We start from the raw sequence: 23,385 nt of genomic DNA, 5'->3' as shown, positions 1-23,385 counted from the left end.
CATTCGGAAGGAGTTTATTATGATTTTGGACGAAAAAGTAAGGGACTCTGGGTACCTCCGCGGGATCCCGGATTTACCGAAAAGTTTTGTTATTCTGCTTCTTTGTAAGGTATTACTGATAGGCTGTACAGGAGATCCCGAGGTTAAAAAACGAGAGCATTATCAGAAAGGTATAGATTACCTGACTAAAAAGGATTTGAATACCGCCGTTATCGAGTTTAAGAATGCGGTTAAGATAGACCCTAAATATGCCGAAGCCCGTTATCAACTCGGAAAAGTCTATTTAAAAAAGGGGGATGCCGGGACGGCTGTTCAGGAGATAGAGAAGTCCCTGGAATCGGGCCTATCATCAGAGGAGGCCTCGATTTATCTGGCCAGAGCCTATGCTCTTCAGGGAGATTATGAAAAAGCCGAGAAGATTCTCAGCAAGGATTCTCAAAAAGAAAATGCAGAAGCTTTAGATGTTCTCGGAATCATCTCGGCAGGGAGAGAGGATTTTAAATCAGCCAAAGCCTATTTTGAGAAAGCCCTCCAGTTGAACCCTCAACTCGTCTCGGCCCATGTTAATCTGGGTCGAATTTATGCCATAGACAATAATCTAGAAAAAGCAAAACAAGAATTTGAAGAAGCTTTAAAAATCGAGGATAAGGATCTACAAGGGTTATACGCCCTGGGAGATCTTTATTTACAGCAAAAGCAGTTTGACGAGGCGATAGCCAGGTATAAGCAGGTTTTGCAGTTGGATTTTCAACAATTCTCTGCCCGGGTTAAGCTGGCAGGTATTTACCTGGATCAAAAAAATTATGAAGAGGTTCTTCGACTCAGTGAGCAATTGAAAAAACTCTACCCCGCCTCCGCAGAGGGGTATTATTTCAAGGGAGCGGTTCTTACCCAGCAGGGCAAAGTGGATGCGGCAGTTCCAGAATTACAGCAAGCTTTAAAGATTAATTCCAAACATATTGGTGCGCATTATTTTCTGGGTTTTGCCCATTATGCCAAAGGTAACCCCCAACAGGCCATTGAAGAGATGGAGCAGGTTCTCAGTTTAAATCCCAAGGTCACATCTGCGCGTTTTCTACTCACCGTTCTTAACCTGGAGAACAATTGGTTTGATGAGGCCATTCGACACGGAGAAGAACTGGTCAAATTGGAACCTTCCAATGCCATGGCCTATAATCTTCTTGGAAGGGCTTATTTGGGTAAAGGACAATTTGATAAAAGCCTGCAGCAGTTTAATAAAGCCCGGGAAATCGATCCGAATCTGGTTACCACCTACACCAACCTGGGAACGTATTATCTTCGAACCGGCAAGCCGGAAGAAGCCGTCCAACAGTATCAATCGGCTTTAAAAATCGATCCGGATCAAACCGGAACTCGGATTGCCTTGATCCTGGCCTACCTGGATCAGAAAGCTTTTGATAAAGCCCTGGTTGAGTGTGAAAACGGCCTCCGGATAGATCCCAAAAATGTAGTTCTGTTTAACTTGAAGGGTCTTTCTTATTTAGGAAAAAACGAGTTAGGACAGGCCAAAGAGCAATTTGAAAAAGCCCTAGAGATCAGCCCCCAGTTCGTTTCCGCCCGATTGAATCTGGCTAATGTTTACATTCGGAATGGAGAAAAGGAAAAAGCTCTCGAGCAATATCAGCAAATCCTGGACCAGGATCCTTCTAACCAGTTTGCCCTTGTTGCCTTAGGGCAACTTCTGGAAGAAAAAGGAAAATGGGAAGACGCCTTGAAAAAATATGAAGCCGCCGTTCAGAAAAATAAATCAGAAGGAGTTTTATTGTTATTAGGACAACTCTATCTGAAGAAAGGTCGTTTAGAGGAGGCAATGCGGGCGGCCCAAGAAGTGATCAACATGCATCCAGTTTCGCCACCCCCCGGGGCCCATGAAATTCTGGGGCTGGCTTATGCCCTTCAGCAAGACTACCCCCGTGCCCTTGCCGAATTTAACGAAATGGTTCGTTTGCTGCCCGAGCTTCCTGTGGGGTATAACCGCCTGGGAGAAACTTATCTGCGGTTAGGCAGGCGGGATGAAGCCATATCGGCTTATAAAAAATCTCTGGAGCTGAATCCCAACCAACCCTTAATTGCCCTTCAATTATTGCTGGCCCAGCAGAAGTATGAAGAGGCAATTAAAAAAGCTCAGGAGGAGCTTAAAGATAAGCCGGAAGATGTGAGTCTTTTAAATTTGCTGGGAATGGCTTATATCCTTTCAAAGGATTTTGCATCCGCCCAGCAAGCCTTTGAAAAGGTTCTGGAAGTTAACCCTGATTCCACCGAAGTCCAACTTAATTTAGCCCGTCTTTATGTAACCCTGAAAGAAACAGACAAAGCCGCCAAACAATATGAAGATCTATTGGGGAAAGGCTCCGAGGTTACCCAGACCCTGGCCCGGGTGGAGTTGGGAAAGCTCAAAGAAACAGAAGGTAAAAGTGATGAGGCTATCCAGCAATATCGAGCGGCAGCTCAAGAAGGCAAATCCTTACAGAGTTATATCCTTCTGATTCAGGCTTATCTTCGGAAGGGAGATGTGGATGAAGCTGTTAAAACAGCACGGGAAGCCGTTAAACTTTATCCGGATCAACCTCCGGTGTACGAGATGTTAGGACGCTCGTACGCTGCAAAGGGGGATTATGAAAGTGCGGCCGTAGCTTTTGAAGATCTGAAGAGGCGGATCCCGGAATCTAGTATAGGCTACAATCTACTGGCTTCCGCCTATCTGGCCCTCAAAAAATACGATCAGGCCGTAAAAGAATTGGAAGAATCCCTGAAAAAAGATCCCAAGCAGCTCGAAACGAAGGTACTCTTGATTCGTGCTTATTTATCTCAAAATAATATAGCAAAAGCTACTCAGACTGCTCAAGATGTTATCTCCATGGATCCAAAAAATCCCATCGGTTATAACCTCCTGGGAGAGGTTTATCGTCAACAGAAAGATTATACCAAAGCGGCCTCAAATTTTAAAAAGGCCATTGAGCTCGACCCTAAGGCAGCGGCAGCATATTTTAATTTAGGTGGTATCTACATGGAACAGAATGATACCGCCCAGGCCATCCCACAGTTTGAGAAGGTGATCGAATTGAATCCAAAGTATGCAGCGGCTTATGTGGCCCTGGGTCAGGCCCATGAAAAAGCTAAAAACAGGGATCGAGCCATTGAAGCCTATTCTCGAGCACTGGGTATAGACCCCAATTCGGTCCCGGCTCTGAATAATCTGGCCTGGTTATATGCCGAAAGTAAACAGAATATTGATGAAGCCCTTCGTTTTGCCCAAAAGGCCAGGACCCTGGCACCGAAATCGGGAGATGTGGCTGATACTCTGGGATGGATTTATTACCAGAAAGGGAATTACGAGGAAGCGGCTAAAGTTTTGGCAGAAGCCGTTCAGCTTTCTCCCCAACACCCAACCATTCATTACCACCTGGGGTTGGCCTATTCCAAACTGGGAAAAAAAGACGAGGCCCTTCAGATGCTGAAAAAATCCCTGAGTTTATCTCAGGATTTCCCGGAGAAGGAAGAAGCTAAGAAGTTGATTGCGGAGTTGGAATCCAAGTAAGAGTGTGGGGGTGTGAGGGTGTGGGGGTGTGGGAGTGTGGGGGTGGAGAAGTAAATTAAGTGCTGATTTCGTAATCAACACTGTCCTCTTTCAACAAAGAGGCAGGACCGCACCATTTCTCAGCTTCAGCCATCATCCTTACTAACCCACTGCTAATGGCTTCATAACACTGATTTAGTTCAATAAAGTCTGTTTCAGAAATATAGCCACAGCGTAGAGCAAAGTCAAGCCATGATTGGGTCTCGGCAGCTTCACCATCTGCGTCTGTTAACTTACTAACAAAGTGAGCCACATAACGACGTTTACACCATGCTTCTGTAATATTGGAGCATACGGAACGAGATGACCTTCGAATTTGATCAGTTAAAGAGTATCGTTCTTCTTTCGGCCAATTTTTAGATAGTTCAAAAATCTTCATCGCAGCTTCTAATGCCCCTTGATAAACCCGTAACTGCCGAAAGTGCTTCACCCCCTTCAGTCACCTCCTGTTAACATCTCCCACACTCCCACACCCCCACACTTCCCTACTAAACCCCAGGGGCAGGTGGAAAGTACCGATTACTCAAGATCGGTGCTATTTTCTGGGTAAAATCCCGCAAGTTTCGGTCGGCTTCGGCCAGGTTATCATTCCGAATGGGGGTGAGGAGGCGTATCAGCGCTTCATCGGTTCGATTATACCGGATGGCATCCAGAATAAGATAAACTTTTTGTAGGTACTCGCTGGTCAAAGTCCTTCCTCGACCCTCATACCAGTAATAAGCCAGCATTTTTTCATCGTCTTTTTGGAGGGTAAACCGGTTGACCCGAAGATGGGAACGTCTTCCGTCCTGGATAGGAATGGAGATAATCTCTCTTTTTGTAATGTTCCATCCTCCACCCGGCAGACACTGTTGAGGGGAGTGGATAAGATCTCCCTGGCGTTGATTACGATAGTAGCCCACATAGAGGGAGATCATTTCTCCTCTGGAATTTTGATAATTACGATTAAGGTAATCATCTACCCGGAGCTTTTCGAGGACTTCAGGGGAGAAGGGAATATGAGGTTTTCCTGTCCAGTCACCGATTTGAGTATTTAAGGTGAGAATATCCTGACGCAAAGGAATATCCTGACCGTGAGGTAAGAGTCGCAGGTACCCTGTGGTTAAGCCCAGGAGTATACAAATTATAAGGAAGTTTCTTGTGGCTTGATCCATGATAATAAACCCCTTACACCGAATAAGCAAATCAAAGCCATTCCAAAGACCAGCATGCCAGAGAATTCATGTAAAAATCCTTCAGCTACTCGCTGACCATAAGAGTTTGCTAAGATACCGGTGAATGTTACACGGAATAAATTGGTTAATATAGCGATGGGAATGGCGGAAATGAAAAGAAGAATCCGTTTCCAATTGGTTTTAAGGGTAAGATATCCGAAAGCAGCACTTAAAGCGAGGAGAGACATGATAGATCTCATGCCACTACAGGCATCCACCACCTCTAAAGGACCCGTAGACATATGAAGAACATTTCCTTCCCGAAGAACCGGGATGCCCATCCCCTGAAGAAGGGTCTCGGCCTGGGCTGTAACAAACATTTTAAGGGGAAAGGCGATCAAATTATAAATAATATAGGGAATCGGGATCATAAAAAGAAGATAGGCTATGGGAAACAGTAAGATCTTAAAGATATTTTTTCCAAATATAGCCAGAATAATTCCACTTAAAACGATCAGCATAGATACCCGCATGGTATAAAGTTCGGCTGCAATATTTGCAACCAGGTAAAGGATCAAGCCGAGAACTGTGATCGCTAACCCCCAGTTTGAAGGACTCACTTTCTGAAACCCCAACTTTTCTCTCTGCTGCCAAACCAGGTAACCGGAAACCACAGGGATTAAAAATCCATGGGAGTAGTTGGGGTCATGGCTCCAATCGTAAACCAGCATAGGAAAGAGAGGCGAATACAAAATAAGAAATAGTAAACCTAGAACGCCGATTTGAATTCTCATACCTGAAGTTCTCTTCAACCAGGAGGGATGAGATACGGATTTAGAACTTTTTTCTATAGGGATAGTATAACGCATTTTTGAGATCCTAACAAGGAAGAATTTGTTATGTTCCTAGTCATAATTTAGACCCTTCCATAAACTCATCCTGTAACTTTGCAATAGCGGTGCCAGGAGTCTCCTTAATGCTAGATGACCCCAGGGTCGTCCTATCGGGTTGATTATAACCCCTTTGTTTTACAAAGAACCGTCTAACTTTTAGATAGGAGACCTATTCATACAAATCCCAGAAAAGTAACAATGTGGTAGGATCAGTCGGTAATAAGTCCTGGAGTAATGAGAAAAAGGGGCCACCGACCAAGGTGTGATGGTTGGAGGATGGCGTTGACCCTTTTAAATGGTATAACATATGCAAAGTATACTTTATGAAGGAGCCTGTGAGATAAACTTATGAAATCTACCTAATTTGGTTTTAAGGGGTTATGAAAAATATAATAAAAATATTCTGAAGGGGCGGAGTTGGCTCGATCTATACTCTGCTCAAGTATCGATTTAAGGACTAAAGATTGACATATGGCCACAAAAATTTTGGATGTAGATTTAGCCTATGGCCCCCAGGATATTCAGGATCTGTCTCCGTATCGTACCGCATTAATCTTGCTACGTTGGCGAGGTAAACCTCTAGGGCAGGTACAGATGGATATCCTGGGAGGTCGCATTACGGCCGTCGATCTCTGGCGAGCGGCAAGTGCGAAGTTAGATAAAGCACTTGTGGTTGTTGCCCTTGATGAGCTACTCCCTACTTCTGCTGAAGTACCAGTATTTGAAGAAAAGCTGCCATCGGCCAGTGTGGTTATTTGCACCCGTAACCGTACCGATGACCTCCGCCGTTGTCTGGATACCCTGTGTACTGTAGCCACGAAGGACACTGAAATTATTGTCGTTGACAATGCCCCCTCGGATGACAGCACGACTCGCTTGGTGACCGGCTATCCTGTACATTATGTACTTGAGCCTCGTAAAGGCTTGAACTGGGCCCGGACCCGAGGCGCACAGGTGGCTAAAGGTGAGGTTGTGATCTATACCGATGATGACGTGGTGGTGGAAGCCGGCTGGATCAAAGCCATGCTTAGACCCTTTGTCGATCCTCAGGTTGCTGCTGTTACGGGCCTGGTAATGCCCTTTGAACTGGAGACCGAAGCCCAGGAATTATTTGAGCAGTATGGAGGCTTTGGGCGAGGTTTCCGGCGACGTGAGTTCACAGCTCAGACGATTTTACCCGCTGCAGCAGCCAATGTAGGAGCAGGGGCTAATATGGCATTTCGGCGGCAATTGCTGAATCAACTCGGTTTGTTTGCCGTGGAACTTGACGGTGGGACGGCGACCCAGTCCAGTGGAGATACCTATGCCTTTTATCGCTTATTGAGGGCCGGCTATCGGATTGTATACGACCCGGCGGCTGTAGTCTGGCATCGCCACCGTCGTAGTTACGGCGAGTTACGCAAAGCTCTTTATGGTTACAGTGTGGGAACCTATGCGTTCCTGCTTCGCTGCCTGTTTCAACATAGAGATCTCCAAGCGCTTCAGGTGGCCTGGTACTGGTTCCACCATCACCATTTACGCCATCTCAGGTTGGGAGTGCTTCGCCATCCTGATGCTTATCCCCTGACCATGACTTTGGCAGAGTTGTGGGGTTGTTTCATTGCGCCCTACGCCTATTTTATCAGCCGTCGTCGTGAACGTAGGACCCGGTTGATTGGAGTAAAAACTCCCCAAACATAACCTTTGGAGGGAACTTATGACCCCACGGATCAGTATTATTATTCCGACCCACAACCGTAGCGAGATGTTACCTCGCACGTTAGGAGCCCTTGCAAAACAGACCACTGCTCCTGAAGACTATGAAGTCATTGTAGTGGCCGATGGATGTCAGGATTCTACCTCCGATGTGGTCCGGTCACTCCAGTTACCTTATACCCTCATATTCGTCGAGCAGCCTGCATTGGGAGCCGCTGCCGCTCGCAACCACGGTGCCCGTTTGGCTACCGCGCCTTTGCTACTCTTTCTGGATGATGATATGGAAGCAACGCCGGAACTTGTTCGGGCACATCTCACGACCCATACCGCCTATCCCGGAGGGGTAGTATTGGGTTATTTTCCGGTAGCTGTCCGTGAAAATATCACGGATATCTTTGAAATCTCCGTTAAGCTTTGGTGGGATAAAGGATTCCAGGCCCGGTCACAACCTTCCCATCGTTTTACTTTTTGGGATTTCTGTACGGGCAATGTTTCATTGCCCCGTCAGTTATTTAATGACCTGGGAGGGTTCGATGAGCGGTTTCATGGGAAAGCCGGTGAAGATTACGAGTTCGGTATACGACTCCTGAAGCGGAGGGTGCGATTTCGCTTCATACGCGAAGCTGCTAGTATTCACCATGGTGAACTATCTTTGGAGCGCTCACTCCAAAGGGCAACCGCAGAAGGGCAGGGTCAGTCCTTAATCGTACAAAAACATCCTGAGGTGTTTCGAGAGTTTTCGCTAAGCCGACCGGTTTCAGGCCCAATTCTGCGACCTCTTTGGTACCTGCTCTGGCGGCAGCCGGTACTGGCTACGCTCCTGGCTCAAATACTCCGGGTGCCCCTTCGTGTTGCCAGGGCCTGTAAATTTTCCAGTCTGATGGAACGTATCTATGGTTGTTTGCATAGTTATTTCTATTGGCGTGGTGTGAAGAGGGAACTGGGCTCGTTGTCTGCTCTGCGGCGGTTACAGCAAGATGCCCCCCTGGAGCCAATCACCTATCATGAAATCGAACTGGATGTAGCCACGGATATGCCACGCCTTGAGGCGATTCTAAATGAAAATCCTGTGGACGCAGTGCGTTTGCGGTACGGCACTATCCCCCTTGGCCGTATTGCACCGATGATCGGTGCCGAGCCCCTACGACCTGTTCATGTTCGGGAGGCACTGATTTACCAATATGGAACTATGCTCCTCGGTTTATATATGCTAGATCAACTGGAACACTCAAGTCCGATACCTCAGACTTTACAAAGGAATGGGGGACTTAAGAAAGATGCAAATATCCCTTCCTGATTAACCCCCCATGGCCTTGACTTAAGGAACGCTCCCCAATCAAGGTAGGTTTTTTAGGGAAGTACCTGTCAACAGGCCCCCTCCCTGACCTTCTCCCACTTTGGCAGGGGAAGAAATGTTGCCATCAAAGTCCCCTCCCCTGCGAAGCGGGGGAGGGACAAGGTGGGAGCCTACTCTCCTTGGAGTCATGAGAACTTATATCATCCAATACGATCTGAGTCGACCCTCAACCCCGATTTGGGGATTGGAAGGTTATCAACAAGCGTTTGTATTGGTACGGAACGGAAGACGGCCCTTGGGGATTTTGTACCTTACCTTAAGTCCCTGGCAGGTCACCTTGTCCCACCGTCAATTGGAGCAGGCTATTGCCGATCAACTTAATATTTCCCCTGAAGAGCAAACTACCTACGCACGGAGAACCGAATTTACCTGTGATTTAAACCTCCCTATCAGTATTGTTGTCTGCACAAGGGATCGGGCCTATTCCTTACGACAGTGTCTCAAAGCCTTAAGCCGGCTCGAGTATAAAACGTATGAGGTGATTGTGGTGGATAATGCTTCCCGGGATCAAGCAACGGCCGAGGTGGTATCTGAAACGCCATTTCGTTCTGTACGAGAAGATCGACCCGGATTAAACTGGGCACGTAACCGGGGTATAGCCGAAGCCCAATATGACATTATCGCTTATGTAGATGACGATGTAAGGGTAGATCCGGGCTGGCTTCAGGGAGTTGCTACTGCGTTTGCCGATCCGCAGGTATCGGCCATGACCGGGCTGGTCCTGCCTGCTGAATTGGAGACCCCTGCCCAACATCTATTTGAACAATACGGTGGTATGGGCAAAGGGATGCTACCTCGCCAATTTCAGCGTGAGACCCTGCGTCCCCAAGACCTCATTGCCGTGCATGCCGTTGGGGTTGGGGCTAATATGGCTTTTCGCCGAAACGTCTTTGAAATCGTCGGTAACTTTGATACGGCCCTGGATGTGGGTACTCCTGCACGAGGAGGAGGTGATCTGGACATGTTCCACAGGATTCTTACCGCTGGTTTGACGCTGCGTTATGAGCCAACGGCCTTAGTCTGGCATCAGCATCGGCGAGATATGGATGGCCTGCGCCAGCAACTTTATAATAACGGATGTGCGTTTGGAGTGTACCTCATCAAAGTGTGGCGTAGAGGTCAAGTTGGACGTGGTAAAGTTCTCCACTTTGCCTTATGGCAATGGATAGTGGGCTGGCTTCTGAATCGCCTGGTTAAAGGCTTATTGAGACGGCATACCTTTCCTCTCAGGCTGGTCTGGGCGGAACTATGGGGAATGCTACATGCCCCTTGGACCTATTTTGCCACCTATCGCTATGATCGTAAAGTTCGCTCCAACTCTCTACTGTGAGTATGGGAGTGTGGGGGTATGGGAGAATTTACACCCATACCCCCATATTCTCATATTTTTCTTGACCCTTCGTGGATAAATAAAATCGATAACTATCATGAATGCTATCAATCAACCTCAGATTGCCTACGAACCGGATCTTATTCCTCCTTTATCTCTAATGCGTCAGGAGGGTATTGAAGTGCTTGAAGAGTGGTTCCGATGGGCGGAAGAATGGAGTATGTTACTCCGTATCTATGGCGGTATCACCCGGCAGAGTGCTGTGCTTGAAATAGGCTGTGGACTCGGGCGAATCGCTTTTCCCTTACGGTATATTTTATCCTCAGAAGGCTCTTATGAGGGTTTTGATATTTGCCGGAATAAAATTATATTTCTTGAGCAAACTTTCCATAGGGCCTATCCGAACTTCCGTTTCCTCTGGGCCGATATCCACAATACCTGTTATAATCCTGCCGGACGGATATCTGCCGCAGTGTATCACTTTCCTTATCCTGATTGTACCTTTGATATTGTCTATGCGGCCTCTGTCTTTACCCATATGTTACCGGAGGCAACTTTGAACTACTTCCGGGAGTCAGCCCGAGTTCTCAAGTCGGGTGGGCGTTGTGTATTTAGTTTCTTTCTGCTCGATAATTATCGACCTGGACAACCCAGGCCATCTGGGTTTGCACGACCCCTATTCAATTTTGATCATCCTTATGGGCCTTACGATGACGATTTTGCCATTGTAGAGCCAGACAATCCCGAGCAAATGACCGCCTACCGATTTAGCCTGATCCAGCGTTTTACTCTTCAGGCAGGTTTAGAACTGGTCCAGGCTCCTTTACCAGGACTTTGGTCTGGAAGTACGGCAACCTGGGTTGGGGCACAGGATTTGGTCATCCTTAAGAAGAATCGGGCTTAATACTGAGTTTTGAGATAAAGGTCTGTAAATTATCTGAACCGGTCACTTCGATTCGAGGTAATTCAAGTAAGGAATCCTGAAACCTGCTCCGTTCGGGTCGGCAAGACAGGCCGAAGATATAGCCACAGGCTCCTATGAGGTGTTGAACGACCGGGTCGACTTCCCCGTAGGGATAGGCAAAGGACGTGACGGGACGGCCCAGTCCTCGCTGGAGGATTGCCCGGGAGCGGGCCCCTTCACGAACAATCTCAGTTATAGAAAGTGCCGTCAAAGGACGATGGGTGGCCGAATGCGCACCAAATTCAACCCCTTCCTTTTGGAGTTGATGAATTTCATCCCAATGAAGCAGAGGGACTGCTTCTCCATAAAAAAGTTCCCACCGGTTCAAACGTCCGATTTCTTCTGCAACCAGGAAGACCATGGCGGAGAAGCCATAACGCTTCAGCACAGGCCATGCATACGTCAGGAAATCGGCATAGCCGTCATCAAAGGTGAGGAGTATGGCTCGACCCGGCAAGGGGCGCCGGGTTTCCATAGCCGTATGCCAATCCTCCAACCTGATGCTATAGAACCCGGTCTCGTGCAGGTAACGGATTTGCTCTTCGAACATTTGGGGGGTTACACAATAACGCAGGGAGGAACTGTCGGGTGTGATACGGTGATACAGGAGGATGGGAAGCCGGTCTGTGACAGTAGTCGGTGGGGGACCGTAGATTTTTGGACGGCCCCCCTGCCAGAGGACCCGAGCCGCGACATGAGGAGGTAGAGGAGTAGATTGCGGGAGTTCTATGATTTCCGGCGTATTTTGCCCGTGAGAACTCAATTCATAGGTCCCTTGTATCGGATATTGTCGTTGGAAGAGTTGGATACGGTAAAGTGGAGTTCGAAGCTCCTTCACAAGCCGAAGAGGAGGTGTACTTGCCAGTACTTCGCCGATAACCTTTGCCCCAAACGGATGGTTCCAATCAAAGCCGGTACGATCCGGCTCGTCGACAACGAGGTTGGCATGGGCTGAGATCAGGTAGCCTCCAGGCTCCAGGGCATCGGCAAGCTTACGGGCCACTGCTTCCAGGGAATCCCTCCTGCCGACATAGTAAAGGACCTCGCTACAGACAATCAAGTTGAAGCGACCGGGCAACGGGTCCTTGGTCAGGTCGAGTCGTATGAACTGTACGTTCTTGCAATTTGAGCATCGCGCTGCGGCTCTATCCAGTGCCGTTTGGGAAATATCGGCGGCCATAAGGCTTCTGACACGAGGGGCCAGTTGGACTGTAAAATGACCTTCGGCACAGGCAAGCTCAAGGGCTTTGTCGAAGGATAGCGTAGGAAGGAGGGCCAGGGTTTGCTCGTATTTGGTCTGTTCGTAAGGATGGGTGTATCTCCAAGGATCGGATTGGGTTACGAATATGGTCTCGAAGAAGTGTCGATCATAGGAAGAGCCTCCCATAAGTCGGTTCTTCTGGGGTGAAGGTTCCTCATCAGACCCTTTTGTTTCCACAGGGGATACGGACGTGTGTCGACATGGTTGCCAAAGCAGGTCTGGAACGTAGATTACTCGCCCTGGAGGTTCTGTATCCTCGTATCCTGGATTCCGACGCCAAATCCGGTTCCATCCCTGCCGGAGTAGATTCTGCAGGTGAACGGTCGGTTTGGATTGCTTGTTCAACCCATGAATCTGAATGACAGGCTCGTCGGCAGCCAGGGCAGCTTTGATGAGATCCGGGGCAGCCGCCGCAGGAAGTAAAGCCCGTCGGCAGACACTGGTTCCGATCCGACCATGGGCTCGCCGGGCAAGGATTACGCTTCTCAAGGGTTGTTTTATTAGGTTATCCCAGGACAATGCACGGGCTACAGTTTGGGTCCAGTCAGGTACCAGGAGAACCTCCTTTGGTTCTTTAGGAGTTATGCTTCTGAAGTTCTTCTGAGCGACCGAAGCCAGGCGTGTCCGAAGAGATGCAGCTTCTTCGAAAGGCCTGCCAATTAATCCTTCCCGTACAGCCATACGGCACAATTCTAAGCCACCAACAGTGGTAAGAACGGCCCGTAATTCTTGAGCTCGTATCAGGTTCCCCTTGACCGAAATCGTTACGATCCCCAGGGCGGTACCGCCAACAGTAGGTATGACTTTGAGCTTCTGATCCATGATTTCTACATCGGGAAGATCTCCACTAACTTCCAAGGTCAACCAGTTGTTTCCATTACGGGTCTGAGCGACCCTATGGCGTCGTGTGGCTGGTTGGTCCCCAGATTGGGGATCGTAGAAATGGGAAGAGGTCCAGTCTGGGCGTGCCCAGATTTCTTGCAAGAATAGGGTCCAGCCGATTTGATCATGGATTTCCTGGAAAAAGGTCTGGGACTCCGGTTTAGGGAGTCCCTCTGCCAGGAGCACAGCTCCACGCCATACGGATAAGCCTTTAGAAGTTTCCCGAATTTCCACACCGGGATAAATCGTTCGTTCAAAGAACTTCCCAAGGATCGGCCAGAAAAATTTAGCTGCAATGGCATCGGTAAGAACCTGGGCGGAAACCAATTCATCGCAAATTGGTAGTTCGATCACGCCCAAAGACTTGCCCTCAAGCTCGACAGTACAATGTAAACGCTCAGCAGGTGCCGGGATGATAAGGTCCGGAATTGGTTCTGTTACCTCAATCCGGACGGCATGGGTCGTTCCCATAGAAAGTGTCTGCGGCTTAGACCCTCTTATATGGGCACTCCAGTAATCCAGAATCAACCGCTCCAGGATCGTACTACAGCGGCGCATCAAACCTGGAGGGGAAGTCAGTTCTTCAAGGGAAAGTAAGAATTCTTCAATAGGTCGGGCAAGGGAGGGCCAGAGCTCAACCCAGGCAGAAGGCGTTTTGTATAGGGCCAGGGGTACGGTTGTGAAGATCATTTGAGCTATGACAGGAGGATCGAGGGGGAGATAACGGTTTTCTTTTATCCTGCCAAGCAAGGGTTTGGGATTCTGGCCACAACCGATCAAAAAGAAAGCCCACCATATCACGAAAAGGGCCTTTGTAACCGATAGGTTTTCAACAGGTAACCCATCCATATGGGCGGGATCTGGATTCGGAACCCGGGGATCCCGGGAGTGTCCCAAAGTAATGACCCGAAGGCCGTCTGTGAGCATTTGGTGCACATTGGACGAGAGGGAATGGCCCCGCATACGGTATCGAGAGAGAACATCCGGAATCCTCCCAAAACGAGCCCCTGTACGGGCAATACGCTGCCAAAGATCCCAATCTTCACACGTCTGAAAGGTAGAATCAAAGCCACCCACCATCTCAACCAGCGAACGACGTACAATGCAACTATGAATGACGAAGGGGCATCTACAGGCAGCTTTGGCAAATAGATCTCCCGATAGAGTACAGCCTTCCTCACTGAAAACTTCTCCATTGGGAGCAATACGCGCCCAGCCGCAGTGAACGGCATCAAGACCGGGATCGGCGATGAGGCCATCTGTTAACCGCTCCAGCAGAGGAGGTAGAATCCAATCATCAGCATCCAGGAAGAGCAACCAATCGAAATGGGCCAGGCGAATCCCGGCATTGCGGGCAGCCCCTGCACCCTTCTGGAGTTGGCTCACAGTACGTATCCTTGGATCTCGTTCCGCAAAGCTAGTAGCTATAAAGGCAGTTCTGTCGGTCGACCCATCATCGACAACAATGGCTTCCCAGTCTGGAACAGTCTGGACAAGAAGCGATTCAAGGGTCTGTGCCAGCGTGTCCGCTGCGTTATGAGCAGGTATAATCACAGATACACTGGGACGCATGGTTATTCCGGCTAAGCTGAGAGTAAGGAACCCTGAAGGAACAAAAATCAAGAACTGAAATCCTGGAATTCTTGATTTCTGACACCTCACATTTCATTATTTGATAATTTATTTAGGGACCACTGCTTGCCGATAGTGATCTATCACTTCCTTTGCAGGACCCTCTTCCTTCAAAACCCCTTCATCGATCCAGATAACCCGATGGCATAAATATTCCATCAAACTCAGATCGTGGGAGATAAGAAGAAGAGTTTTTCCCTGATCCCGAAATTCGGTGATTTTATCAAAACACTTATACCAAAATGCGGCATCACCAACTCCCAAAATCTCATCCAACAGAAGGATATCGGGATTAACACTCAGGGCAACTGCAAAAGCCAATCGTAGATACATCCCTGAGGAATAGTGCTTAATCTGGGTATCGATAAAGGGCCGGACAATTTCTGCAAAATCAATAATGGCTTCGATTTTCTGATCGATTTCCTTTTTTGATAATCCCAGAATTGACCCGTTTAAATAAATATTTTCCCGTCCCGTTAACTCTCCATGGAAACCTGCTCCTAAAGCTAACAGGGCAGAAACTTTTCCTTCTATCGAAAGGGTCCCTGTGGTTGGAGGTAAAATTCGTGAAATAATTTTAAACAAAGTTGTCTTCCCGCAACCGTTTCGGCCAATAATCCCGAAGGTTTCTCCTTGAGAGACGGAAAAACTTATATCCTTTAAAGCCCAAAAGTATTCATAGGAATTTGGATGAAAAAGATTCACAAAAAATCCATTCAAGGTGTTTTGTTTTCGTTTATAGATTTTAAATCTCTTAGAAAGATGACTGCATTCTACCACTTTCATGGAAGGTACCTTACTCCTTTAAGCTTCTTCGGGAAAAACTCCTTTGAAACCTTTAAAAATCAAATAACCGGCCAGGAAGGTCACCAGCGACACGATACCCGGATAAATTAGAAAATCGAGCGCGGGGAAGCGATCATAGTAGAGAATATCCCTGAAGGCGGCAATAATCCCCGCCATGGGATTTAACTTATAAAGAGGCCTGTACGGAGGTGGAACCGATTCAAAGGTATAGAATATAGGGGTCAGGAAGAACCAGGCGGTCAACAAGATGGAAATAATATGCTGAACATCTCTAAAAAACACATTTAAAGTGGCCAGTATCAACGAGATACCCAGAATTAGGATAAATTCTATAACGATCAGAATCGGTAAGAATAACATGGCAGGACTTAAATTCCAATCCATAATGAAAAGGATACCCATCAGGAGTCCTAATTCCACAATAAAATCCACAAGGATAGATAAAATGGTACTGAGGGTCAGGATTTCGAGGGGGAAAGAAACCTGGTTGATGAGACCCGAATTATCTGTTATAGATCTAGAACCCATGGATAGGGATTGAGAAAAGAAATTCCAGGGCAAAAGACCGCTTAAAATAAAAATCGGATAAAAAGGGATGTTAAATTGAAGGATTTTTGAAAAGACCAGGGTATAGATAACCACCATTAATAAAGGGTTAAGTAAGGTCCAGAAGAAACCCAAAATGGATCTTTGGTATTTAATTTTAAGGTCCCGACCCACAAAATTTTTAATAATCTGTCGATGGGCCAGAATTTCCTTGCAATCCTGCCCCAGGCTTGTTTTTTCAGATGGGATGGTAATCCGACTGGACTTTGGAACCTGGTTAAAAATTCTTTTAGTTTTTATTTTTATCATCCCGAATTTTCTCCTCTTTTAGTCGCCATTGGATTCTTTCCATAAGATCGGAGATAGAGATATAATAAATTTTTCCGTTAAATTTTTGCTCTACAGCCAGGCTCTTTAAAGCTTCCAGGGTTTTTTCATCGCCGATCTGGGCCAGGGCTTCTGAGGCTCCCTTAACCACCCAGATGGATCTATGATCCAGCAGAGAGATTCCCATCTCGGCATCTATCTGGGTTAAAGCAAAGGCAATTTTCTCCTGGATCTGGAAATCTTGATCGTTTAACATTTTCTGGAGAGGTTCCGTGGCCGTCTTTGACTTTAAATTCCCCAGGGCGGTGATCATATGACCTCGAACCCATTCATTTTTATCTTTAAGCCCTTCTATAAGGGGCATTACTGCCTTCTCGCAAGTTGGATACCCCGGTGGAGCGTTTGCACAGAGTTCTCCCAGAACCGTTGCTGCTTCCCCACGTATCCCTGCATTTTCATCCTTCAAGATCTGGATAATCGGTTCGATAGCCCTTTTGGATTTAAGTTTCTTGAGAGCCGACAATGCTCCCCATCTTAAATTCTTCTCCTGCAGCAGAATCCAGATAAGAGAATCTACGGCTTTTTCAGATTTCAGTTCCTCCAATGCAGTTAAAGCCTCCCATCGTACTCCCTCATTTTTATCATGAAGGAGGACCTGGATGAGGGGATCTACGGCCTTGTCGGATTTCAGCTTTCCTAATATAGTAGCCGCTTTCCAACGGATTCCATCGGATGGATCGTTTAGAAGTGCCTGAATAAGGGGTTCAACTAAACGATCTGATTTCAGATCCTCCAGAGCCGATACAGCCGTCCATCGTATAGACTCAACCGGGTCCTTCAGGGCCTGGACGAGAAATTCCAGAGCCGGTTCGATTTTGAGTTCTCCCAGTAGAGAAATAGCTTTATACCGAAGGTCGACGTCTTCGGACTTCAGCAGAGGTATAAGGGATGAAATCAGGTTGTCGGGCCTGGCCAGGAGTAAATCCGAGGCTGCTTTCTTGCTGATTTCCTCGTCTTTATCCTGCAAGGCTTTAAGAAGAGGTTCGGTTATTTTCTCTAACCCCAACTTTTCCAATCCAGACAAAGCCGCTTTACGGACATTCCGGTCTTCATCCTCCAAGGCATAGGTGAGGAACTGGGTGGCAGGTTCTGCATAGGGTCCTGCCAGTAAAGAAACGGCTATAGATACTGCTATCAGGCGTATTTTGGGATCCTTCTCTTTAAAAATCAACCGAAGGGACTCCATCATTCTTTCCCTTTTCAGTTCTCGAAGAGCCTTCTCGGCCTCTTCACGTATACGAAAGTCTTCATCCTGTAAGGCCTTAACAAAAAGGGGAAGAGTTTCCTCCGACTTTATTTCTCTCAGCAAAGAGAGGGCTTTCCAGCGGGTATTTCTATCCTTACTGTCCATGGCCAGGACAAGATCTTCAAGACCCTTACGGGAATCGAGTTCTAAAGGGACAATAACCCAGTATCTCCAATAAAGTTCCAGAACCCCGCCTGAAAGGAGAAGTAGGGTCAGAATTCCTAAAACGATCTTTATGCTTCTCCCTGTCTGTTGAGTTTCTACGGTATATCTATCTGGACTCATGGGAGTTCATGTTTTACAGGAGTCGGTTATGGCTTTTATTTTAGCTATACGTCTCCAGGAGGTAAAATAACTCCCAAGGCCTACTATCCCTCCTAAAAATTCGGCAAGGATCAGGTCCATTGGAAAATCATATTTTCCCCGTAAACGCCCGAATACTCGGGTTATTAACTGATAACCATACCAGACTACTATGGCAGATAGAATGGTTTTTCGATAGGGTTTATCGGTCAGATACGATTTAACCAGATAGGCCATAAATCCCCGACCCCAAGAGTGGTATAACTGACTTCGTAACTCTTTATAATGCCGTCGATGGCGGTGCCAAACCAGGACCCTAGGATCCTGAGCAATTTTATAGCCTGCCCGAATAATTCGGTAGAACATGTCTGCATCCCCACCCCCCGGTAGAGGGACGCCAGTATCCAGGGCTTCATCAAATAGACCCACAAAATCAAAGATCTTTCTCCGAAAAGACATGTTACATCCGGCTCCAAAGATAGGTTTACAAGGATAACAACTTCCTATCGGAGAGCTGAGTTCATAGATCCTTTTTTCAAACCAATGACCATAACCTCCTCTTAATTCCATGAGTTCTTGGGCTTCGGTTTCCATCTCCAAGGCCAAATTAGGTCCTGTACAACCCATGATATGGGGATCTGATTGAAAATTTTCGACTATGGACGTGATCCATCCAGGATCTGCAACCGTATCGTCATCCAGATAAGATAGAATTTCTCCCCTTGCCTCCTGGATCGCCCGGTTCCGGGCAAAATCTAAACCCCGTCGAGGTTCTACAACATACCGGATGGCAGTAACTTCAAGCCGACCCTTCATCTCCATTACAAGCTCCTTTGTTACTGAAGTCGGAGGATCATTATCGATGACCAGAATTTCGTACCTGGGATAGTCTTGCAAGATAAGGGAATTTAAACAACGACGTAGATCGTCAGGACGGTTCCTTGTACAGACACAGACCGAAACTAAAGGAGAAAAGGAGGAAAGGCCATCTCTCTTTTCATCTCCCTTTGTTCCCTCCCTTTCCTTTGCTTCTCCTTTCCCTGGAAAAGATGGCCTTCTGGCTAATTCCAGGGAAATCTTCTGCCCCAATTGTCGGTAGATTTCTCGAAGTAGCATGGAGACTTCTATAAAAGGAGAATCCACCTTCAGGTTTACAAGGCCCAATGGAATCCTCCCCATTCTTACCAGTACTTGCAAATTCTGATACCCCTCCAGGCCTCCAATTTGAGAAGCCGAAGTATGGGATGCCGTTGAGACTTCCTGTACAATGGGTTGAGAAATATCCCATTCTATAATTTTAGTGGCCATGCTTAAGGGTTCTTATCTTCACCTTTAATCTTAAAAGGTGAACCATAAACTCCCGAGGCAAATCCCAATGCCCAGGAAAAAAGCCCCAGGCAAAAGAGGGGAATTACCAGGGGAGGACCTAAAGAGTGGATAGATCGGAATTTGATAAATGTGTAAATCGTCCGAATAAATTTGACAAAGGGTAGAACCGGTAAGATCCCTGCAGCCAGAACCGGATGCCTGACGATAAAGGACCCCTGGAGATCTGTTTTCTTCAGGACCTGCACGGTTGTTCTGCCGATTTTATACTGATGCTTCAAATAATCCTTCAGATGGGTCCGATGAAAATGGTGAACCTGTATAGTCGGGTCAAAAAGAATCTTCTTCCCTTCTTGGGATAACCGCCAGTTGAACAGGAGATCTTCCTGGAACTCTCCGAAGAATCCTCCCTTCTCAACCAGGACACTCTTCTGATAGGAACTATTACCGGTGGCGATGTGTTGGACCAACTGTTTGGGTATTCCAGGTAAAAAATCTCTAAACTCACATAAATATCCCGCGCGACTTATCAGGCTGTGGGGATTTCCATTGTCTATAGACCCCCCGACGGCAACGATATCCCCCGTATGGGCCTCCTCCATTTTTAAGAGCCAGTCCGAAGCCGCGATACAGTCTGAGTCAACAAAGGCAATGAGGCGACCTTGTGCTTCTTTAACCCCCAGATTTCTGGCCGTCCCAGGATCCGCTTTTTCATCCAAATGAATGAGCTTGACGGTGGGAAACTCGCGTCGGATAATATCCGGTGTGGAATCCGTAGAACTATCTACCACAAGAACCTCAAAGGCTCCCCTTGGCTTTTGCTTTAAAATAGCCTCCAGGCAAGAGCGGATGGTTTGCTCTGAGTTATAAGAAGGGATAACTACTGAAATAGTTATCAAACTCATGGATTAAAGCTGCCGGCCGGTTCTTAACCACTCAACAGTCCATCGAATCCCCTCATCGTAGGGGACCCGAGGTTGATACCCCAATAGTTGCCGGGCTTTTTCAATACTATAGGAACAATCCACGGTCATAATATCAACCTTACTTCGGGTACATAAAGGTTCCTTCTTAAAAAAAGAAAGACGGGTAGAAGCTCCGGCTGCAAAAATCTTTTCAAGACAAAATCCGATACCTCTGGCCAAACTCCGGGGAACGTGAAAAGGAGGTACCTTCTTATTTAAAATGAAAGCTACCTTGGCGACCAGCTCGTTCACGGTAATCGGCTTTTCTCCGGCGATAATAAAAGCCTCTCCCACGGCCCTGGGTTGGGTCATGATCCGTTCAAATCCCTGAATAAGATCATCAATATAAACCAAATGGACCCGATTATTTCCATTCCCAACCGTTAAGTATTTCCCACTATAGATTAATCGAATTAACTTGGTTAACATGCCACTTACATCCTGAGGACCGTAAGTGATGACCGGGCGGACGATGGTTACAGGGAGATCTTTTTCTTGATAATAGCGAAATACAAGCTTTTCCGCTTCAACCTTGGATCGTCCGTAATTGTTAACCGGGGCGTAAGGATAGTTCTCCGTGGCAGGTCCTGGCCAAAAATGGCCGAAGACACTGACCGAACTACAGTAGATAAAATGGTTAACCTGATTTAAACAGGCTTTTAAGAGATTCTCGGTACCTTTTACGTTTACCCGGTAAAACTCTTCCCAACTCCAGAATCCTTCTCCCCTCAAAGCGGCCAGGTGAAAAACCACCTTTGCACCCCGAACAGCTTCCTTCAATTTATCTGTATCCTGCAAATCTACAAGAACCGGCTCTACACCCCATTGGGTTAAGAGATCCACTTTATGGAAGTTTCTAATGAGTCCTGAGATTTTGAATCCCTGCTGAGAAAGGTGCTGGACCAGATTATAACCAATAAAACCTGTGGCTCCACTGACAACTATATCCATTTCAGAATTCGCCAGATTACCCGGGTTATGGTCCTTCCAGAACATAACATATTGGTGTAACTGGCATTGGCCAATGGACAATAACATTCCTTATTTCGAATACTGGCCCTGAGTTCTTCAGCCTTTGGGCTAGACCATACTTTCTTGAAATCATAGTCATATTCCCGAAGATTTCCTATGCTCTCGGCCCGAATACAGCAAGTCCACACATTTCCATCCGGGGCTATATGGGCAGAAGCCCAACCGGCATAACAGGGAATCACCTGGGTTTTCTTCAACAAAATCTGTTTTACCAACTGATAGTATTCTAGCCGAAAAGCCTGGGTAATCTTGGAAATATGGAAAATCGAAGTACCCGAGATAGACTGCTTCTTTTCAATTTCTTTGGTGAGAAAATCCACTGCCTGGGCATATTCCTCATAGGAAGGGGTAATATCCAACCCAACCGTATCCAACTCCATCCGCTCCTCTGCTATTTCTGTGATATAAGAGTTTGGCTCCAGTCGGTCCAATTCATGATAGATAGGGAAAATGTTATGGACGTTATATTTGGATAGAACCGTGTGAATCCCCAGGGTTAAATTGGGATAATCGAGATTTTTAAGTTGCTGGTAGGTTTTTAAGGCCAGTTGGTAGTTATTTTTATAACCCCGAATTTCATCATGCCGCTCACCGATTTCATCCAGAGAAAGATTAATGATGATCTGGCTATCCGGACAACTCTTTGCGATCTGTTCCACCCTATCCGGAATAAACCGATAAAGAATCCCGTTGGTGGGAATATTAATGATACCCGGCTTACAGTGCCGGTAAGCACGCCGACAGATTTCCACAATATCTTTCCTCAAGAAAGGTTCTCCCCCGCTAATGGTAAACCAAAATGGCGCTTTACCCAGGGATTTGAAGATCCTGTCGTATTCTTCGACCGTAAGATTATCAACCCGTTTTTTATAAATGTTACAGGTCTGGCATCGGGCGTTACATGAGTACAAAATGCTGACAGTTAAATTAACCGGAAGGGTATTGGGGAACCCGAATTTTCTAAAGAGGGGGTACCTCAAAATTTTAGAAAATAAGTTGGTTTTCATCATATTTTCTTTGTACTTCTGGCCACATCCCAGATGAAAGGGTTTTTCTTTTTAATGTAAAAATCATAAGCTCCGAGGCCCTGGCCCAGAATTTCCAGGAAGATAGCTCCGATAATATAAAGAACTCGCCGAAGATGGAGGAATAAATACTTTGTCAGGCGATGAAAGCGCCTTTGTTTTATAAGCCGAAGGATCATTTCCAAATGAAGATAAACTTTCTTCACAAGAATAGATAGAATCAGCCGGATATCGGTGGATGCTACAGCATATCCCTGGGTTCTGTAGAGATGTTTATGTCCTGCAACGATACGTCGCCGCTGGGTCAGGTAATCCCGGATGGTTTCTGGACCCTTATTTCGTACAATAGCATCTTTCACGTAAAGGATTTGATATCCGGCTCTAACTAAGATGGCTTCCAGGGCCGCTTCATCAACCGCCGTATCCGATGGGATTCTTTTAATGACATTCCTGAAAGCGACCAGCTCACCCAGTTTAGGTTTGCTAAGGGCTAGGTAGTGATGCATCCACCAGAGGAAGTTGATGGAATATCCCATAAAGGTATTTAAATGGTTAATGGGACGAGATCGAGCTCCCGTCATCCCTACTCTAGGATCTGAGAAAGGTTTTAAGAGATTTTTTATGGCATTCCGAGAAGGAATCGTATCGGCACTTTCTAAAACCAGGATGTCGGCTTTGGCTTCTTGAAGGAAGAGATTGATCGCTGAGGCCTTTCCCTCCCGCTGTTCTTGAACCAGGAGTTTAATCCGCTCATCTTGGCCACAAAATTCCCTTACAAGGGCTTCGGTATTATCCGTGCACCCGCTGGCAACCACTATTATCTCCTGAATATGATACCCCTCCAGATTCTGCCTTAATAAAGCCTCCAACAAACGATGGATGTTGGCCTCCTCATTATGGGCCATGATCCCCACGCTGCAATACTTTATAGGATCTTTCAGGTTTTTCATTTTAAAATCCTAAAGTTCTCCTGTTTATCTTA

At 46.8% G+C, this 23,385-nt stretch carries 17 protein-coding genes; 5 read left to right on the top strand and 12 right to left on the bottom strand.

Annotation, left to right across the window (positions count from 1 at the left end; all coding sequences use genetic code 11):
- The first annotated feature begins 19 nt into the window (after nt 1-19).
- On the top strand, nt 20-3,559 hold the full coding sequence (gene prsT, locus VNM22_12560; GenBank protein ID HWP47988.1) for an XrtA/PEP-CTERM system TPR-repeat protein PrsT: 3,540 nt from the start codon (nt 20-22) through the stop codon (nt 3,557-3,559).
- Nucleotides 3,560-3,614: 55 nt separating this feature from the next.
- Here prsT and VNM22_12555 read toward each other — a convergent pair whose 3' ends face one another.
- From VNM22_12555 to xrtA, 3 genes are read right to left on the bottom strand one after another with little or no spacing between them, the layout of a single operon-like run.
- Nucleotides 3,615-4,028, bottom strand: coding sequence for a four helix bundle protein (locus VNM22_12555; GenBank protein ID HWP47987.1), 414 nt, complete (start codon nt 4,026-4,028; stop codon nt 3,615-3,617).
- Between the two features lie 58 nt (nt 4,029-4,086).
- Nucleotides 4,087-4,752, bottom strand: coding sequence for an EpsI family protein (locus VNM22_12550; GenBank protein ID HWP47986.1), 666 nt, complete (start codon nt 4,750-4,752; stop codon nt 4,087-4,089).
- Nucleotides 4,722-5,546 carry an exosortase A gene (gene xrtA, locus VNM22_12545; GenBank protein HWP47985.1) on the bottom strand — a complete coding sequence of 275 codons (825 nt, stop codon included), beginning with the start codon at nt 5,544-5,546 and terminating at the stop codon, nt 4,722-4,724. The genes VNM22_12550 and xrtA overlap by 31 nt, the downstream gene beginning before the upstream one ends.
- A 570-nt stretch (nt 5,547-6,116) precedes the next feature.
- Between xrtA and VNM22_12540 the strand changes: the two genes are divergently transcribed.
- The 4 genes from VNM22_12540 to VNM22_12525 all read left to right on the top strand — a co-directional run bounded on the left by VNM22_12540 (nt 6,117) and on the right by VNM22_12525 (nt 10,931).
- Nucleotides 6,117-7,325 (top strand): glycosyltransferase, encoded by a 1,209-nt coding sequence (locus tag VNM22_12540; protein HWP47984.1) that lies wholly within the window; start codon nt 6,117-6,119, stop codon nt 7,323-7,325.
- 16 nt (nt 7,326-7,341) lie between these two features.
- On the top strand, nt 7,342-8,637 hold the full coding sequence (locus VNM22_12535) for a glycosyltransferase family A protein (protein HWP47983.1): 1,296 nt from the start codon (nt 7,342-7,344) through the stop codon (nt 8,635-8,637).
- A 187-nt stretch (nt 8,638-8,824) separates the two neighbouring features.
- Complete coding sequence (locus VNM22_12530) at nt 8,825-10,027, top strand: glycosyltransferase (protein ID HWP47982.1); 1,203 nt, start codon at nt 8,825-8,827, stop codon at nt 10,025-10,027.
- Nucleotides 10,028-10,124: 97 nt separating this feature from the next.
- The gene (locus tag VNM22_12525; protein HWP47981.1) at nt 10,125-10,931 is read left to right on the top strand and encodes a class I SAM-dependent methyltransferase; all 807 of its coding nucleotides are present in this window, start codon (nt 10,125-10,127) and stop codon (nt 10,929-10,931) included.
- Here the strand turns inward: VNM22_12525 and VNM22_12520 are convergent.
- The 9 genes from VNM22_12520 to VNM22_12480 form a co-directional block, all read right to left on the bottom strand.
- The gene (locus tag VNM22_12520) at nt 10,912-14,706 is read right to left on the bottom strand and encodes a trifunctional glycosyltransferase/class I SAM-dependent methyltransferase/polysaccharide deacetylase (protein ID HWP47980.1); all 3,795 of its coding nucleotides are present in this window, start codon (nt 14,704-14,706) and stop codon (nt 10,912-10,914) included. The two genes, VNM22_12525 and VNM22_12520, sit on opposite strands and share 20 nt — an antisense overlap.
- A 108-nt stretch (nt 14,707-14,814) precedes the next feature.
- Nucleotides 14,815-15,552, bottom strand: coding sequence for an ABC transporter ATP-binding protein (locus VNM22_12515; protein ID HWP47979.1), 738 nt, complete (start codon nt 15,550-15,552; stop codon nt 14,815-14,817).
- 18 nt (nt 15,553-15,570) lie between these two features.
- Nucleotides 15,571-16,428, bottom strand: a complete 858-nt coding sequence (locus VNM22_12510; protein HWP47978.1) for an ABC transporter permease — start codon at nt 16,426-16,428, stop codon at nt 15,571-15,573.
- Nucleotides 16,409-18,037 carry a HEAT repeat domain-containing protein gene (locus VNM22_12505; GenBank protein ID HWP47977.1) on the bottom strand — a complete coding sequence of 543 codons (1,629 nt, stop codon included), beginning with the start codon at nt 18,035-18,037 and terminating at the stop codon, nt 16,409-16,411. Before VNM22_12505 ends, VNM22_12510 begins: the two co-directional genes overlap by 20 nt.
- A 6-nt stretch (nt 18,038-18,043) precedes the next feature.
- The gene (locus VNM22_12500) at nt 18,044-19,363 is read right to left on the bottom strand and encodes a glycosyltransferase (protein ID HWP47976.1); all 1,320 of its coding nucleotides are present in this window, start codon (nt 19,361-19,363) and stop codon (nt 18,044-18,046) included.
- 2 nt (nt 19,364-19,365) lie between these two features.
- A complete protein-coding gene (locus tag VNM22_12495) occupies nt 19,366-20,280 on the bottom strand; it encodes a glycosyltransferase (GenBank protein ID HWP47975.1) in 915 nt (304 codons plus the stop codon).
- Nucleotides 20,281-20,289: 9 nt separating this feature from the next.
- Nucleotides 20,290-21,297 (bottom strand): NAD-dependent epimerase/dehydratase family protein, encoded by a 1,008-nt coding sequence (locus VNM22_12490; protein ID HWP47974.1) that lies wholly within the window; start codon nt 21,295-21,297, stop codon nt 20,290-20,292.
- A complete protein-coding gene (locus tag VNM22_12485) occupies nt 21,288-22,388 on the bottom strand; it encodes a radical SAM protein (GenBank protein ID HWP47973.1) in 1,101 nt (366 codons plus the stop codon). The genes VNM22_12490 and VNM22_12485 overlap by 10 nt, the downstream gene beginning before the upstream one ends.
- Nucleotides 22,385-23,353 carry a glycosyltransferase gene (locus VNM22_12480; GenBank protein HWP47972.1) on the bottom strand — a complete coding sequence of 323 codons (969 nt, stop codon included), beginning with the start codon at nt 23,351-23,353 and terminating at the stop codon, nt 22,385-22,387. Before VNM22_12480 ends, VNM22_12485 begins: the two co-directional genes overlap by 4 nt.
- Nucleotides 23,354-23,385: the final 32 nt, after the last annotated feature.

The sequence above is a fragment of the Candidatus Limnocylindrales bacterium genome (genome assembly GCA_035559535.1).
GTDB lineage: Bacteria > Moduliflexota > Moduliflexia > Moduliflexales > JAUQPW01 > JAUQPW01.
Note: the sequence above shows the minus strand (reverse complement) of the source record. Positions and strands in the feature narration are given on the sequence as shown.